Genomic DNA, 17627 nt, shown 5'->3' on the forward strand with positions numbered 1-17627 from the left:
TGTATTATTTTATATCACGCACAACTTTCAATCATTCCATACTTCCCGTCTTTTCTTGTATATAAAAGACAGATTGTGTCGTTTAGTTCTGCATTTACAAATAAGAATTGCTTATGACCTAAAACCTCCATTTGTAGAATCGCTTCTTCTTCATGCATAGGTTTTAATTCGAATTGCTTGCGTTTTACAATGTTATCTGTAAGTTTAACCTCTTTCATTTCTGTTTCATTTGCAATAGGTATTAAGATATGTTTTTTATGTAATCGTCTCATTGATTTTTCTAAATCTTTTGCAGTTGTAATTTGTCTCTTTACTTTATCAACTACACTGTCTAATGCTACATAGAAATCTTCATCTTTACTCTTTGCATAAATCAACTCACCATTAAACGGAACAGATACTGAAATTGTTAATCCTTTTCCCACTTGTACAGTAACACTTACAATTGTATCCTCCTTAAGAAACTTATTTAAAAAATCCAGTTTTTTATTCATTGTAAATTTCATTCCCTCAGTTAAAGATACATGCTTTCCAGTCATTGTTAAATTCATATATAACATCTCCTTCCCAAAACCCTCTTAGTTCGAATAATAGTTTTTAGAATAAAATTTCTTTATTCTGTATGTTGTATCTTAGTAAGATTCGACTGCTTTCATAAGTTCTCGGGTGTTTGAGGTGTGTTCGAGTAGGAGATATCCGCTATTACTTTCTAATCCGTTGCATAAACTTCATGTCTCGCTCATGACCATCTTCTTTTTCTACTAATATATGTTCTCGTCTTAGTAGCTCTCTTATTAGTTCTGCTTGACTAATTTCTTCTCCATATACCTTTTCATATCGCTCTTGTAAAAATGTAATGTGCTTTAAATCCTCTTTATTCGCACAGAATATCTCTCTATCTCCACTGTTGTATTCTATCTCTATTAAACTCCTTAATAAATCACTTTGATTAATAGTAGCTCCTCCATACTTTCTTTTATGCCTTTCTTGTAATTTTTCAATCCTATCAGCATCAATCTTTCTCGCTCCAAAAGATATAGTTTTGAATATATCCACATATATGCCCTCCTTTATTTCTTTTTATTCATCCTATCCTTTTCGTAAAAAAAAGTGTGTCAGTTTATAGTCATTATTTTATATTATTTTTATCAAACCCTGTCAGTTATTAGCGAGGCTATTGCGAGGAATTGCCAAATATTAGCGTATTTTATACTCTTTTATTTATAAGACCCTATCTGTGAATACAGAATTTCTGAATTGAATAGGATGAGAAAATATTAAAAGGAGATGGTTTTATGCCTAAATGTTTGATGTATCTAATTGTATTCCTTATAGGTTTTATATGTACCTTATTTGTTTGTTTATACTTTCAGTCAGAAACAGTATTTCAAATTTGCCCAACAAACCTATCGACCTATTCTTTACAATCAATTTTATAGCTCTAAATGTTTTATTGACTATAGTTAATAAAAGTGTTATATTTTAACTACATTAAGTAAAATAAAATTTACAAGAACGGATAATTAGGAGGGTTTGATTTGAAAAATGTTTTGAGGTTCCTTTACTTCGGTGATATGCATGAGAGACCTTCTACTCCAAGTAATCGAATAGATAGTTATCAGCAAAGTATTTCAGAGAAAAGAGAAGAAATTAAAGGATTAGGAAACAAATACAAAGTGACCGCTTTTTTGCAACCTGGTGACTTTTTAAATTCACATACCTATCAAAATGATTTTCTATTAGATATAGTATCAAAATGGAGTATGGTAGATACCTTTGATTTGGTTAAACAATTTTCTTTAGGGAAGTTATCTAATGATGAATTCCAAAAAAAATTAATAGATGCCAAACCCATTCCAATGATTGGTGCGATTGGAAATCACGAATTAATAGGCGAATCGTTAAATAGTTATAAGAAAACAAGTCTTCGTTTTTTAGAACAAATCGGATTTATGCAATTGGCTTCAAAAGAAAATCCTATTATTTTTGAAATGGAGAACGGAAAGACTGTTGCCATTACAGCTACTCACTACCACCATGGAATGGATAAGAAAGAGCATCTTTCAGATTACATCATTGAGGAAAAAGCGGGTGATTATCACATCCATATTGTCCACGGTTATTTAACAAATAAGGATATGGGGAATCTATTCCGACATACATTAGTAGATGAAATAGCTCATCTTACAAAAGCTGATTTAACAGTTACTGGTCATGACCATATCGGATTCGGTTTAATAGAAGTAGATGGCAAGTATTTTGTAAATCCAGGAGCTATCCCTCGGATGAAAAGTGATTTAAAAGAAATGAAACGAAAACCAAAAGTTCTCCTCATTGAAATTGATGAAGTAAGTGGACTTAAGGTGAAAACAATTTACTTGAAGAGTGCCAAAAAAGCGGAAGAAGTATTAGATAGAACAAAGATTCTACAAAAAAAAGAAAAACAAGGAAAGATGGAAGAAATTAAATCCATTGTAAATAAAGCGAATATTGGAAAGGCAACAAACATTACTGAAGTCATTGAGGTTATTTCTGAAAACGAAAATGTAAGTAACGTTTTAAAAGATGAAGTGATTGAGCGAATCACCTCGAAAATGAAATCTTTAATGAAAAAAAATGTTGTAGCGGATTCCTATTACATTACAAAAATGGTATTGGAAAACTTCCAATCACACGAAAATACTACGCTTGATTTCTCAAAAGGTCTCAATCTATTTACTGGAGAAAGCGGTCAAGGTAAGAGTGCAGTGATACGAGCTTTTGCATTTATCTTTGAGAACTTCGGTAGAAACCCTCGTAGATTTATCAAAAAGGGTGCTAATTTTGCAAGAGTAACAATTCATTTATCCACTGGTTATGTTATTTCTCGTATTGTAGAAAAATCTAAAAGCGGAAAGAATGGATATGAGATTTATAACCCAAAAGATGGTTCTGTGGAAAGCACAAATACAAAAGGATTGTCACTTGTACAAGAAATTCTCGGATTCAATAAATTAAATATTGATACAGATAATGATGTTCCAATTAATTTTATGAAACAAGGTACTTCTTGGTTTTTCGTTGGAGATGGTTATACTTCTTCTGAGAGAGCTAAAATTGTCGGTTCCATCTACGGTACTCATTATGCTGATGCTGTAATTAGAGACCTTGAAGGTGACTTAAAAAAATACAATAAACAAATTGAAACGGCTGATAAAGAGCGAAAAATAATTCAGGAAGGTATTGATTCTTTTGACCACCTCCCTCAAACATATATGCAGATTACTGAATTAGAAAAATTGAGTGAAGAAGTAAATCTATTGATGGCCAAGAAAGAAAAGATTGCTACTCTACTAAAAGAACAAGAATTAATTGATAACAAAATTAGTGAACTTAATAATGTGATTAAAGATTTGGGACAGGTTGAGAATCTTTATTCTGAAATATATCAAGTCAAAGAGATGGTACAGAAACGAAATGAAATCCAAAAACTATATCGTTCTCTTACTACTATTATTGCCGATGGCAAAGAGTCTAAACATGTAGAAGAGCAATTATTAAGTTTACCAAATGCTCAAATATTGTTAGATGAAATTAAAGAATTAGCAAAATCTAAATTAGTTCAAGAAGAATTATTGACCCAATCAACAAAACTCACTGAAACAAAGAATCGTTTAGTGAAAGAAATTGATGTTAGTAGTGAAGTTATAGAAAAGACAAATAGTTTAGTAGAAGCCGAGAGCACGTTATCGCAATTAAAAGAATTAATGGCGAAAAAAGAAACAGTTCAATCTCTAACAAATAGACTGTCTTCTATTAATGAAGAAGAGAAACAACAGAAACAGAAAATCGAACACGTCATTTCTAAAAATGAAAAGTTGGTTAATGATTACAAAGTTTTATTAACCGAAATTGGAAAGTGCCCTGTTTGTCACGGCAAAATAGATAATGCTGTTATTAATCGAATCACTGATGAATATAGCATGGAGAAATTAGTTTCCTAAAAAAACTGTAAGTATATAAAAAATACATAATAAAACAAGAAGGAGTGTTTATTTATGGCAAGTGCTACAAATATCGCATCACAAGTTGAAGAGTTTGAAAAACAAATTAAGCAAGGGGAAACCATTCGTATTCAAGCATCTACTGTAGTGAAAACATTACGAGACCAGTACAAAAAAGTTGCTGATGATTTAGAGAATCTTGGTGTTAAACCGTCTGAAGCAAAAACAAAAATCGAAGAAATAGATGCACAAATTCAAGAAAAGCTTCAACAAATGAAGACATTATTACCTACAGATATCATTAAGAAATATGCAAAGCATGATTTTACAAGTAATCATACTTCAAGCGACCAACCATTTTAATTATTAGGAGGATTCTTCCTCCTTTTATTTGTGAGAAATGAGGGGATTTTATGAAAGAAATACTAATAGATAATATTCGATATAATGCTGTAGAAGTCGCTGATTTTGAACAAGAAAACACAGTCGAACATGTTGAAATGTTATACTCTCAGGTTACACATTGGATGAACTTTGTAACCAAAAAAGAGGAAGGTCTTGAAAAAGGTAAAATTTATCCTTTTTATTTAGAACCTATCCGTAAAGAAGACCATGTGGTAGCAACAGTCGATGGAAAGTATGGTGTTTATCATTTAATGTTCGAGGGGCAATTGTTGATAGAGAAAATAGAAGGAGATGATATGTAATGAAATTTTCTATTTTACGAGATGAGGTATTGTTAATTAATCAAAGAGGTGAAATGAAAACAGTTAAAGAAATTAAGGACATTTTGCAAGGGGATGACCAGTATGATAAAGATGAACTATTTGAAGTGAAATGGTATCATCCAGAAAAAGAAAACTTCCATTTTTATGCTGAATCTTTAATTAACTCCACTTTATCGAATATAAATTCGGATATTCCAAAAAACTCAGAGTGGTATATGTCAGGATGGTATCAAGAGGCATACGAATGTTTTAATCAAGAAGATATTGAAGAGATTCAACGAGTATTAGACCGATGTTTTGCACGGAATACAAATGTTTTCTCTTTTTATGTTGGCAGAGGTGAAATTATTGATTTAAGAAGATAATCAAAATTTTATAAAGGGGCTATTTGCATGAAAAGAAAAAATAGGGATATAAAATGGAGAAGGAGAAGACCTATCCACCCTACATATATTACAACACAAGAAGACTACGAGACTCTGATAACTCATATGAGCAAAGAATCTCCTCAACGCACATCAGTTCGAGCAAAATTCACTCAATTTATGGAAGCAAAGAAAAAGAATTTAAATCCCTCGATGGGTATTATGGAAATACGTGAACTCATGAAAGAACGAGGATGGATTTCTGAAGATAAGATGATTGATGCTAATTATACAATTATATTTAGACGAGAAGACTGGCATGGAATCCAAGTTTCAAATATCCGTTTTTCAGCTTGTACAAGCGATAGAAAAGAAATTCATTCCATTGTATATGAATTAGCAAGAACATGCTTGAATATTTGGGAGGAATTTGCGGATTCTGTTCCCTATCAAAAAGAGGATGGCACTATTGAAGAAAGTCTCTCATTAACTAAATGGTATACATTAAAGAAAAAACAAAGTGGATTTTGAGATATCCACTTTTTTATTTTTTATATAAAATAACAATTTATAATTTTATAAAACAATTAATTTTATATTATCAACATTTCATTTCACAAAATAATTAATATTGGTTTTTTATAGTTATGTTATAAAATCAATAACTATCTTTACAACATAAAAACATCATGATTTTTTCTAAAACAAAACAGACAAACATTTTATTATTTCGACATACTCTTGCTTATCTATTATTGGTGTTTACAGTCTATTAGGAGCAAATATTAGTGAAATTTATTAGTCATTGTCTAATTAAGTGAAATATTTTTTACTTATCATCAATAATAATATTGACTATAGTTTATTAAAGGTGCTATATTTAATTTATCAAGTGATATATTTGAGGTGTAACAATGGGCTTTATGCACACATTTAGAAGCATTTTTAACATACATGATTTAAACAAAATTAAATTAACAGAACCTCAATCTAAGCTTGTGCGTGTCATGAATAAAAAGAAAAATATAATTCTATTAAGTCCTTGTGGTTCAGGAAAAACTGAAGCATCCTACTTATTGACGAAACGATGGGATAGAAAAACAACCTATGTATTGCCCATGAAAACATTAGCTACTTCAATTCAACGGCGACTAAATACATATGAGTCTTCATTAGAATCAGGGAAGGAATGGAGTATTCAGCATTCTTCCATAAGTAACGACCCATTTCTTGATAGTTATTATTCTGTAACGACCATAGACCAAGTACTATCTGGTTATTTAGGGATTGGAAGACAAGCTTTTATCCGAGGGAAAAATGTACTGCAAAGTAATTTTATATTTGATGAAATTCAATTACTTGAAACCAATAAAACTCTTAAAACATTGTTTGGCATGTTGGATTCTATCCATGAAAATGGAAATCAATTTATGATAATGACTGCAACAATGCCGACATACTTAATGGAATTTATGAGCCATAGATACAACGCTGAAATAATTGAAGTTAAAAACCCTGTTATAGAAAACAGACAGGTTACGGTTTCTTATGAAGAATCTCTTAATTATACTTCTATTGAATCTCTTAAGGAGAAACAAATTATTATTTGCAACACGCAAAAAGAGCAAATTGAACTGTATACACAGATACAAGACAAGAGTAGAGTTATTTTGTTAAATAACAAGTTGCAACAAAAAGATAGAGAACAAGTTGAAGCAGATGTATTTAAGTATTTTGGAAAAGGTTCTCTTTCTAATGACAAAATCTTAATATCGACACAAATCATTGAAGCAGGGATGGACATTTCAGCACCTAACGTATATTCCTCCCTTTGTTCGATTGATAGTCTTATCCAACGTGAAGGGCGTGTAGCCCGTTGGGGTGGTAATGGGTGTCTAACTGTTTTTAGCGGTCATTATCAAGGGATATACGATGAAGAGGTTGTGCTCGCTACAAAAGAAAAGCTTCTTGCTAATCCAGGTATTTGTTTTTCGTGGCAACTGCAAAAACAGTGGGTGAATGAAATTATGAATTCATATTATGAGCAATTCATTACTGAGAGGTCTTTAAAAAAGCATAAAAGAGCTATGAAAAATGGCAGTCGTAATGATTTAATACGTGCAATTCAAAATGTGAATTTGATTGTCGATAATGAAGTAAATCAAGATAGCTTTCTAAAAGAATCTATATCTATCTCTCTTTCATCCTTACAAAAACTTGCAAAATCAAATGTCTTATATAGATTATCGAATGGAACATCTGGCAATATAGAAGAGGTTCACCCTCATTCTGTCCGTATTGGTGATTCTTTAGTCATACGAGGATTCAATAGTTTCTATGATGCTTGTGGATTTCGCTTAGAAGATGGATTGAATTGTCTATCTTTTTCAGAGAATCAGGAGAAAGTAGAAAAGCAAAAATATGAAGATTATATAGAAGAATCATGGATTGAACATTCGAAAGAAATAAAGGAAGTTATGAAGATAACCTTGATTAGGGATGGTGTCATTCAGAAAGAAAATGAAATAGAACGATATTCACTCATTGCAGGTATACATGATTTAGGAAAGTTAACAACTGCTTGGCAAAAGTACATTGGTTATGAAGACATTCCATTGGCTCACATGCCATTTCAACCGAGAAAAGTAGGTCTGATTCGTGGAGTGAAACATAATATAGTTTCTGCATTGTCTGTAAAACCTGTTGTTAACAAATTAGAATTTAATCTTATCTTGCAACATCATGGACGATTTATGCCAAGTGGCAGTATTCAAAGGGTTAACTCTTATCAACTTATAAAGGAGACTCCTTGTTTACTACGTGAGCTCGGATGGACTGAAAAAGTAATTACGAAAGCAGACTCAGGTGAGATTGTAGATGCAAACCTTTTAACACCTGGAGATGATGACTGGCCTTTATTTGTATATCTCTTAGGGACATTAATGCAATCAGATATACAAAGTATAAAGAATGTAAAACATAGAAAGACACATTTATTCTAATTGAAAATAAACTATCTGTTATTCAAAGGGCATAAATATTCAAGGCTATAATTCTTAAATTTAAAATAAAACTTGTTGTTATAAAGGAGATAATACACATGAAAAACATTGAAATTATTAATGCATACCTTTCGGGTAAAACTCGTAAAATCCCTAATTGGCTAAAGTATTTAGTAGAGACTGAAGAAATTCATCAAAACTATGAAAATGTAGAATCTCTTAGTGAGCTTTCTACAAATAGTCTATTAAGTTATGTGATACGCACTTTAGAATCATTAGAAAAACTTTCTGTTGATGAAGAAACATATCGAATCCTTGAAACAGTATTGGTTTATAGCGAGGTAGGAAAAGGTGGTTCATTGAGACAACGGAGAAAATGGTTAGAAAATGGCTTTAACCTCATGATTCATAATGAAGGCTCTAAAAGTATTTATTGGGAAGAAAATTTGACGGCCTTACATGTAGAAAATATAGATGAAAGAAGAGAACGTTTTTTAATTGGTGATTTAATTTTAACCCATGGATTAATCGGTCAATATATTCGAGGCGAAGCACGTCTTGATTCACATGTAAGCATGATTAATCGTTTCTATGAAAGATACACGGAAGAAGAACTTAAAAATATTCTGTATTACTTAAACCTGTGTATTATCGAGGGTGTTTCACCATCTTTGTGGAATGAGGTGAAAGAAGATGTAAAAGCTGTAATTGACGGGTTATTTAATGGGAATGTAGAACCATTCTCTTCTCGAATGCATCGTTTAACACATAAACATAGAGAAACGGTAGCAGAAAAAGAACGAATCATGGGAGATGAAGAACTTCTCGTTCAGAATTTCTTAACAGGTAAAGATTTATGGTACGTTGAACCTGCTATGCATGATTTAAGCTTCGAAGATATTTGGACGATTTTCTTGATGATAAAAGATACTGTATCTGATAGTAAGATTCATCACATTCACTTTGAAACACTAATGCAACAACTACATTATGATTTTAAAGGAAAGAAACATAATAACGTATATCGCAAACGTGTTATCGAAAAATACCTACATGAATATCGCAAAAATAAAAATCCTGACAATACTCATGTCTCTTTTCATGTTGAGTTGGATGAATCTATGCAGACTGCAAATGTTTCCTTTAAATTTTCTGCGGTTGGTGAAGCATTAATTACTTTCTGTGTAGAAGCAGAAAAAGTTGATATGATGCATAATCGTGCAAATATACTTTTATTTGATTTCTTCGGATTACGTAAGGATGCATATGATAGATTCCATAATGAAGAGCTTTATTTGGAACATATGAACAGCTCTGCTGATGACAAAAGAATTATTCTGGATTACATAAAAGGCGATACCATTGTCGATGTAGGACCAGGCGGTGGAGTCATGTTAGACATGATAGAAGAAGAAACAGAGGGAAAAGATATTTATGGAATTGATATTTCACAGAATGTTATTAATTCATTGAAGCAGAAAAAACAAAATGAGTCTCGTTCATGGGATGTTATAAAAGGCGATGCTCTTAACTTCGCTGATACTTTCAAAAAAGAATCGGTAGATACAATCGTATATTCTTCTATTTTTCATGAGCTATTTTCTTATATTGAATATGAGGGGAAGAAGTTCAATAAGGAAGTGATTAAAAAGGGATTACAGAGTGCATATGAAGCATTAAAACCAGGTGGTCGAATTATCATTCGTGATGGGATTATGACCGAAGATAAAGATTTAATGCGTGTGGTTCGTTTTAAAGATGAAAATGGTCTGAAGTTTTTAGAAGAATATGCTCGTGAATTTAAAGGTCGTGAGATTCAATATGAAGTGCTTTCAGACAATGCAGTGAAGATGCCTATTAATGATGCTATGGAATTTTTATATACATATACATGGGGGGAAGATTCATTTGCTCATGAAGTGCAAGAACAATTTGGTATCTTCACACCAAATGAATATAAAGAATTCGTAACTAATATTTTCGGAGACAAAGTAAAGATTGTTAAAGCTGTGAATTATCTACAAGAAGGGTACACAATTAACTTGAGAGAAAAAATTGATTTCGAAGATATGTCTGGTAATGCTGTAGCACTTCCTGATAGTACATTCTTTATGGTGTTAGAAAAAGCAGAGTAATACTTTTGTTTCAGAGTGATAAATAATAAACATCATCTTTTTCTCCTTATTAAGGTGAGAAGGTGATGTTTGTATAGGAGATGAGGGACATGTCTTTAACATATGAAAAATTAATGGCGTTAATGGATGCTAATAAAAATATAAAAGAATTCTGTATCATTGAGGGAAAACCTTTATTCCTTGGGGTTGTAAAAGAGTTAGAGAAACCTATCATTAGAAATGGCAGACTTGTTACTCATGGAATTTTAAATGAACAATGTGAGGATTTTGGGGTCATTCAAGGAAATGATTGTTTAGATGTACTGAAAGGATTTGAAAGGAGCACACAAAATATGCTTATACCTGATGAAAATAATCAACCTATTATGTTTAGAAATGATAAGTTTCGATTAATAGTTTTCGATAAACCACTGACACCAAATGGATTCAATATTCAATATTGGGGATATTAAACAGAATGATAGCTAACCAAAGAAAGTATATATATCAATATGTTTTAGAAAGTCAGTAGAATGTATCTACTGGCTTTTCATTTCATGCTAAAATAACCATTAAGAGTAATATGTTGAGAAAAATGAGGTGTTAAGAATGGTACTGAAAAATAAACTTGGTTTGACGAACTCAACCGAGCTTGCTCGTGAGGAAGAACGCTTGTCAAAAATCAAAGCCAAAGAGCTATTTGATACGGGCAAAATTGATAAAATCGAGGTCGGTACATTCAAAGGTTTAGCTGAGATACATAAACAGCTTTTCTCTGAAATTTATAGCTTTGCGGGCAAGGTGAGAGATGTGAATATTGCAAAAGGTAATTTTCAGTTTGCACCTCGTATTTTCTTAGAGCAGTCGCTGAAATACATTGATGAATTGCCACACAAGACTTTTGACGAAATTCTTGACAAGTACGCTGATATGAATGTGGCACACCCTTTCCGAGATGGAAATGGTCGTTCAATGCGAATATGGGTCGATTGCATGCTCAAGCAGGAACTGGGCAAAATCGCGGACTGGAATATCATAGAAAAAGACGAGTATTTGAATGCCATGATTAGAAGTAGTGTAAGCACTGGAGAGCTTAAATACCTTGTACAGAACGCTCTGACGGACGACTTGAGCATGGAAAGTCTGTTTAAAGGAATTGACGCAAGTTATTACTATGAGGGTTATACAGAGTTTAAAACAGAGGATTTATAGGACAATCAAAAGCATCATATTCGATAATGAAAAACCTGTTATTTAGTTTTGATATACTAAGTAAAGCCTAACTAAACCTGCCTTAAAAATCTGATATAGAAAACTTACCCCTAAAACCTAATGCCAAAAACTATATAGAGAAAAGGTAGTGAATACATATGAAAATAGAGGAAATAGAGAAAGTAATTTTTGACTGGCACGAACGAAGTATAGGTGTTAAAAATGATGAAAGTTCGACCAGATTTGACGAAAAATGGACAAAAGTATTTGAAGAGTTACAGTATAACAATGATGAGTTAAAAGATTTAATAGTTGAGCCTGAAACATTGCTATTTAGAGTTCATGCTGGTGGAAATGACGAACCACAACGAACTGATTATGATGACCAACCAAATTATCCTAAAGTCTTTGAAGAAGCACATAAAAATTGGCGAGCTGACAATAATATTGAAGCAATTGACTTTAATAATCATTGGTCATCATTTACAAAAAGCACTGATGTAATCGGTTCAGCCTATTTTGCAGAAAAGAGATTACGGGGTTTTGTTATAGTTGTTCTATCTGATAAAGCAGTTGATATTTCTTCAAGGGTAGCTAAAAAAGGGGTCTTTGATGAGCAGGAAGTTGTTGCACCAATGGACGAAAAAACCGTAATAGACAAATTACCTTTCAAAGACTTCATGAAGAAATACGGTGGAAAAGAAACTGAGAAAATATAATACCTGTTTTTTTGTAAAATGATATATAACTAAAAACAAGTTAACGAAAAATAGATTAAGAAATAAAAGGGAACCTTATAAGGTTCCCTTTTATCTTTTATTTTCATTGACTATAGTTAATGAAAATATTATAATTCCCCTATAGTCAAAATATATAGGACAAGTTTCGTCTTGACATACACATTAACTACTGAAGGAGGTATTTATATATGAGGATTAAAGTTTCTGGCAAGATTCTTTCTAAAACAAATCATGAGAAAGTATTTTATACTCATGAAATGTATTCAATGTTATTAGGAACGATGAATCCTGATAGAGCGAAAAAAATTCATAATCAGCAATCTAAAAAGTTTCGATTGTTTACATTTTCAAATATCTACATAAATGAGGATACTTTTCATTTTTATTTATCAGGAATGAACCATTTGATTCAAGAGGTTATTGATAGTATCGAGGTATCCAACATGAAACGAGTTGGAGATATGATGCTTTCTATTACAAACATTATTACAATCCCTGAATTGCCTAAAAAAGAGAAATATATTTTAAAAGGAAAAGTCATTACAAGCTATACCATTGATGGTACAAAAGTACGCATTGAAGATGAGAAAGAAATTGAGGAACGTTTAAAAGAAATTTCTCAAAGAAAATTAAAAGTATTGGGGATTGATGGTGACATTCATTTTGAAATCATTCAAAAAACACCTGTTTCTACTCATTACAAAGACGACATCTATATCCCATCATGGAAATCTGTTTTGTTAGTCAAAGGTGACTATGAAGCAATTCAGGCTCTCTATGAAGTTGGATTTGGTGAAAATACAGCAACCGCTCATGGATTACTTTGGGAGGCTGTTTAAATGAAACAATTAAAGATTCTAAAGGTAGAGAATCCTATCCAAGAACTTTGTATTGCCTACGGCTTATTAGCCATTCTTCGACAAAATGATGTTTCTTGTAAATTAAGTAACAAGAAAGCATGTTATTTAATCGAGATTTACGATGAGGTGGATTATGTTGAATTCTTCTTGGATGATTTGCCTTTTGAAAAAGTAAATAATTTGAATTCTACTATTAATAAATCTGAAATCGAAAAATTATTAGCAAAAATACAAGAATTTTTTGAATGTGAACAGAACCTGGACAACATCTTCAAATACTATGAAACATTGGATGAATCAATTATTTCATCGTACAAACGTGATGAAGGGGCTTTATATGTAGGGACTTGTTTTTATAGCAAAGGACTTCGCTCTTATAAAGCGCCTAAATCAGAAAGGGTTTATCCCTTTGAAAAATTCCTTTCTTTTTTAGGATTTCATTATGCATCCAGTTATGTGCGTCTCAGTGATGAGGTTGAAATTAGTTGGTTGTTAGAACCAAAAGAAATTGAAGATGTTTTAAAAATCGAATTATTTTCTTACGTTGACAAAGAAACGGGAGAGATAAAATCGCTTAGAAAAATCCGAGATGATTCAAAGGTGGTTACCTTGTCACGTATTTATCTGGAAATCATTCAATATTTGAAAGGTGAGCAAATTTCAAATAACTATGACGGATTATGGGTGATGCAGGTTGTACCCACAAATAACAAACCATTAATGGATAAGGTGCAGGTATTTACCATTCTTAATTTAAACGAAAAATCATTAGAAGAACTATTGAAAAAAGTTACCTATTCTACTGTGAATCGGGATTGTAAATATGCAACTGCTTCATATGTTTTAAATCCAGATGAAGATAGCCTGTTTAAAATGATACAGCAATACGTAAAACGAAATGAAACGATTAGTAAGAACACTGCAAAGGAGTTATTAAAATTGAATGCATTCCAAGACGTTTATAACGCTGAAGTAATTACAAAATTAGGACGAGGCTTAAATCGTTTAGTTCGGGACAAAAAGGGATATTCATTACAGGTATCTCTTATGTCATGTGTACATGAGGAAGACCTTATTGAGGTATTACAAGAAATGTCTCTCTTATATAACAGGAATTACAAAACGTACTTGTTAAATGACGAAAATATGAATGAATTAATGAGCCTTTTAAATGATGGTGTGAAATTAAAAACACTTTCAAACCTCATTCTATTATCTTCAAACACTTACAAAGAGAAAGTGCAGAAGAATGAAAAGATTTCTTTAGATAATAACCAGGCTTATATTCTAACAGATGAAAATGGGAACCCTGAATATAAAAATGTGGAAGAAAATCAAAAGCTAACAAAAAACGTTGCATAAGCATACATACGGAGGAAACGAATCATGAAACGAGATTTAAAGAAAATTACAACTGAAGATTATATGTGGAAATTGCACTTTGCTTTACGAGTAGAACTTGTGGCAGAGGCTTTAAATAACGAAGATACAATTGGTAACGTGACAAAAGGAAGAGTTGTTACTTTAACAGATGGAGATATCCGAAATGCACTATCTGGACCTATGCTAAGTCATGTATTCGCATCAAATCTACGTGCTTTATCAAATGTAGATGAAATTTGTAGTACATGTAAAATCATGTCCCCCATGCGAAATGGGGCAGTTCGTGAAATTGATACTACTTTGTCCGCGAGTGGAAATCGAGTGAAAAACTGTGTAATTGATGACATCATGGGCTTTATGAATGCAGGTAAAGGTGCAAATGAGAAACGTGAAAAAACAGTTAGCTTCTCTTGGGGCATTCAGTCAAAAGGGCCTGCTCCATATACAGTCTTACATAGTCGTGTTGACCCTACAGAAAAGAATGCAAAACCAAAACAAAAAGAAGATACAACATCCGATGCAAATACAAATAAAGACCAAAATACACAAATGTTATTCCATGGCACATTGCGTTCTTCTGAATATGCTTTAGGAACACAAATGAATTTATCTCGTATTGGTTTTGATGATGAACGTCAAACATACATCTCTGAAGATAAAGAGCTAATTAAGAGTCGTATCAAGAAAGCTCTAATTGCTTTCCGTAATACAATTTTAGATATTCATGGTGCAAAATGTTCCAGTAACATGCCTCACTTAATTAAAGTAAAAGGTATTGTAACGGAGAAAACAAATGCAGTAGATTTAATGACAAAATACTCTGCTTTAAATGATGATTTTATCAGCATTCATAAAGACTTATCTGAGGTTTCTCATGAGTTCAAAGATATTACAGAATTCAACAAAGTCATGGAGACAGTATTAGCTGATGAATACCTTGACTTTATGATTGAACGAAACATGAATTTTATTAACTCTCAATTTGCAGAAACAAGCAAATAAGATAACAGGAGAGAAACTGAATTTAGATTTGAACACCGAGATTTAGAAAAAGAACAATTGTACTATAAAGCGAATTGGTGAAAGAAGGGATTTAATCCCTTCTTGCCTTATGTTTAGCGCAGATAAAAAAGGATGATAGAACATGCTAAAAGTTACTTATAAAGTGAAATCATTATTTTCATTAAAAAAATACAAAGATAGTCATTTGCTTGCTCGTAGTTATGAGCATCCGATGTTATCAACGATTCGTGGAGCAATCTTAGCTTCCGTTATTGAGAGAAGTGGCAAACAAAAAGCTGAAGATTTATTCTACAAAATTAAAAATGCTCAAATTTTCATTCAGCATCCAGATAAATTTCATAAAACACAACAAAAGATTACCATGCTTACAAACAACTCTATGAGAAGTAAAGATACAGACAAGGTACAAACTTTTGACGATGTGAACGCTTTAACAACTGTCGGTATCCGTGAATTTGTAAATGTAAAACATCTTGTATTTTATATAGATGAGTCAATCCCTAATTTATTTGCTTATTTATACAACATTGACCGAATTGGGAACAGCGAAAGTCATGTGTCTTTAGTTAGTATTGAGAAGGTACGTGAGATGGAACACGTATTGGTAGAATGGGATAGTTCTAAAGGATACGATGTTGAGTTATTTGAATTATATGATTGGGTTACAAATCTTGATGCAAAAGGGAAAAAAGATAAGGGCACAAAGTTTGAAAATGTATATATCTTTAGTGATAAATTAAAGAACGTAAATAGAAAAAGGATTTGCTACGTTGAGGAAGTCGTTCCTTGTGATGATGTTGTAATTACAAGAACTCCTATGCAGATAGTAGCATAATCTTTAGCATTTATAGTAAACGGAGTAACTAATTTTGTACATCAGGTAAAAAATAATTGACTAATTTTATATAAAATTATATACTATAGTTAACAAGAAGGGGTGGTTGAAATGATAGAACTACGTGGGAAATATGCAAATGCAAAAGTGTTTACAGATAATATTGAACAGCAAGCAACTGGACAAATCATTGACTTATGTAACCAAGAATTCACGAAGAATAGCAAAATCAGCATTATGCCTGATACACATGCAGGAAAAGGATGTACAGTTGGTACAACGATGACAATCCAAGATAAAATCGTGCCTAATTTAGTAGGGGTTGATATTGGCTGTGGCATGTATACTGTTAAACTAAAAGAAAAAGAAATCAATTTCGAACAATTAGATGACGTAATTAGAAAGTATGTCCCATCTGGGTTTTCTATTCGTGAAAAAGAACATCCATTTGCAAAATTAATCAATTTGAAAGATTTACGTTGTGCAGACCATGTTAAATTACAACGAGCAATGTTAAGTATCGGTAGTCTTGGGGGAGGGAATCATTTCTATGAGTGCAATCGAGATGATGAAGGCAACTTATACATGGTGGTTCATTCAGGTAGTAGATATTTAGGGAAACAGGTTGCAGAGCTTTATCAAAATAAAGCCTATGACATATTAAGTTCTGTTTCAAATACCAAGGCTGAACTTATCAAGCAACTAAAAGCTGAAGGACGAGAGTCTGAAATTCAAACCGCTTTACAACAAGTAGCAACACCAAAAGTAAGAAAAGAATTAGCTTACTTAGAAGGACCTGCATTTAATGATTACATACATGATATGAGAATTACCCAGAAATTTGCTTGGTTAAACAGAAAAGCGATGATGGATGAAGTAGTTAGACGTATGAATTTAACAGTTGTAGAAGAATTCTCGACTATTCATAACTACATTGACATAGATAACATGATTTTACGTAAAGGTGCTATTTCTGCTCAAAAAGATGAGAAGGTTATTATCCCAATCAACATGAGAGATGGAAGTCTAATCTGTTATGGAAAGGGAAATCCTGATTGGAATTTCTCTGGTCCACATGGGGCAGGTCGATTGATGAGTCGTTCTAAAGCAAAAGAACAATTGTCTTTAACTGATTTTGAAGAAACAATGAAAGACGTTTGGAGTACATCTGTTGGTCAAAGCACCCTCGATGAAAGTCCTATGGCTTATAAACCTATGGATGAAATCATTGCAAATATTCAAGACTCTGTTCGTATCGAAAAAATTATCAAACCAGTGTATAACTTTAAAGCAAATTAAAAGAATTTCTTTAAACAGAAAAGAAGAGGTACAAACCTCTTCTTTTTAGTAGCTAAAGATTTATCAATAAACAATACATATAA

17 protein-coding genes are annotated in these 17627 nt (G+C 32.1%); 15 read left to right on the forward strand and 2 right to left on the reverse strand.

Going from position 1 to position 17627, the window contains the following annotated elements:
* Positions 1-14: 14 nt before the first annotated feature.
* Both hpf and MHB52_RS33655 read right to left on the reverse strand, forming a co-directional pair.
* Positions 15-551 carry a ribosome hibernation-promoting factor, HPF/YfiA family gene (gene hpf / locus MHB52_RS33650; RefSeq protein ID WP_253703224.1) on the reverse strand — a complete coding sequence of 179 codons (537 nt, stop codon included), beginning with the start codon at positions 549-551 and terminating at the stop codon, positions 15-17.
* Positions 552-702: 151 nt separating this feature from the next.
* Complete coding sequence (locus MHB52_RS33655; protein WP_061662767.1) at positions 703-1056, reverse strand: hypothetical protein; 354 nt, start codon at positions 1054-1056, stop codon at positions 703-705.
* Positions 1057-1538: 482 nt separating this feature from the next.
* Here MHB52_RS33655 and MHB52_RS33660 point away from each other — a divergent pair, with 482 nt between their 5' ends.
* From MHB52_RS33660 to MHB52_RS33730, 15 genes are all read left to right on the forward strand, one after another.
* Positions 1539-3983: a metallophosphoesterase gene (locus MHB52_RS33660; protein WP_080451507.1), complete on the forward strand. Its 2445-nt coding sequence runs from the start codon at positions 1539-1541 to the stop codon at positions 3981-3983.
* Positions 3984-4037: 54 nt separating this feature from the next.
* Positions 4038-4346, forward strand: coding sequence for a hypothetical protein (locus tag MHB52_RS33665; protein ID WP_061662766.1), 309 nt, complete (start codon positions 4038-4040; stop codon positions 4344-4346).
* Positions 4347-4396: 50 nt separating this feature from the next.
* Positions 4397-4690: a hypothetical protein gene (locus MHB52_RS33670; RefSeq protein ID WP_061662765.1), complete on the forward strand. Its 294-nt coding sequence runs from the start codon at positions 4397-4399 to the stop codon at positions 4688-4690.
* Entirely contained in the window at positions 4690-5076 is a 387-nt protein-coding gene (locus MHB52_RS33675) for a hypothetical protein (protein ID WP_061662764.1), read from the forward strand. Before MHB52_RS33670 ends, MHB52_RS33675 begins: the two co-directional genes overlap by 1 nt.
* A 27-nt stretch (positions 5077-5103) precedes the next feature.
* Positions 5104-5607 (forward strand): hypothetical protein, encoded by a 504-nt coding sequence (locus MHB52_RS33680; RefSeq protein ID WP_061662763.1) that lies wholly within the window; start codon positions 5104-5106, stop codon positions 5605-5607.
* A 383-nt stretch (positions 5608-5990) separates the two neighbouring features.
* Entirely contained in the window at positions 5991-8078 is a 2088-nt protein-coding gene (gene cas3, locus MHB52_RS33685; protein ID WP_061662762.1) for a CRISPR-associated helicase Cas3', read from the forward strand.
* A 98-nt stretch (positions 8079-8176) separates the two neighbouring features.
* The gene (locus tag MHB52_RS33690) at positions 8177-10213 is read left to right on the forward strand and encodes a class I SAM-dependent methyltransferase (RefSeq protein ID WP_061662761.1); all 2037 of its coding nucleotides are present in this window, start codon (positions 8177-8179) and stop codon (positions 10211-10213) included.
* 89 nt (positions 10214-10302) lie between these two features.
* Entirely contained in the window at positions 10303-10665 is a 363-nt protein-coding gene (locus MHB52_RS33695; protein WP_000060400.1) for a hypothetical protein, read from the forward strand.
* A gap of 136 nt (positions 10666-10801) precedes the next feature.
* Positions 10802-11404: a protein adenylyltransferase Fic gene (gene fic, locus MHB52_RS33700; RefSeq protein ID WP_061662760.1), complete on the forward strand. Its 603-nt coding sequence runs from the start codon at positions 10802-10804 to the stop codon at positions 11402-11404.
* A 158-nt stretch (positions 11405-11562) separates the two neighbouring features.
* The gene (locus MHB52_RS33705; protein ID WP_061662759.1) at positions 11563-12123 is read left to right on the forward strand and encodes a hypothetical protein; all 561 of its coding nucleotides are present in this window, start codon (positions 11563-11565) and stop codon (positions 12121-12123) included.
* 209 nt (positions 12124-12332) lie between these two features.
* Positions 12333-12983, forward strand: a complete 651-nt coding sequence (locus MHB52_RS33710; protein WP_080451506.1) for a CRISPR-associated endoribonuclease Cas6 — start codon at positions 12333-12335, stop codon at positions 12981-12983.
* Entirely contained in the window at positions 12984-14366 is a 1383-nt protein-coding gene (locus MHB52_RS33715) for a hypothetical protein (RefSeq protein ID WP_061662758.1), read from the forward strand.
* 24 nt (positions 14367-14390) lie between these two features.
* Positions 14391-15389 carry a DevR family CRISPR-associated autoregulator gene (locus MHB52_RS33720; RefSeq protein WP_061662757.1) on the forward strand — a complete coding sequence of 333 codons (999 nt, stop codon included), beginning with the start codon at positions 14391-14393 and terminating at the stop codon, positions 15387-15389.
* A 142-nt stretch (positions 15390-15531) separates the two neighbouring features.
* A complete protein-coding gene (locus MHB52_RS33725; RefSeq protein WP_061662756.1) occupies positions 15532-16245 on the forward strand; it encodes a hypothetical protein in 714 nt (237 codons plus the stop codon).
* A 111-nt stretch (positions 16246-16356) separates the two neighbouring features.
* On the forward strand, positions 16357-17544 hold the full coding sequence (locus MHB52_RS33730) for an RtcB family protein (RefSeq protein WP_061662755.1): 1188 nt from the start codon (positions 16357-16359) through the stop codon (positions 17542-17544).
* Positions 17545-17627: the final 83 nt, after the last annotated feature.

Source organism: Bacillus sp. FSL K6-0073 (assembly GCF_038006085.1).
GTDB classification, from domain to species: domain Bacteria; phylum Bacillota; class Bacilli; order Bacillales; family Bacillaceae_G; genus Bacillus_A; species Bacillus_A cereus.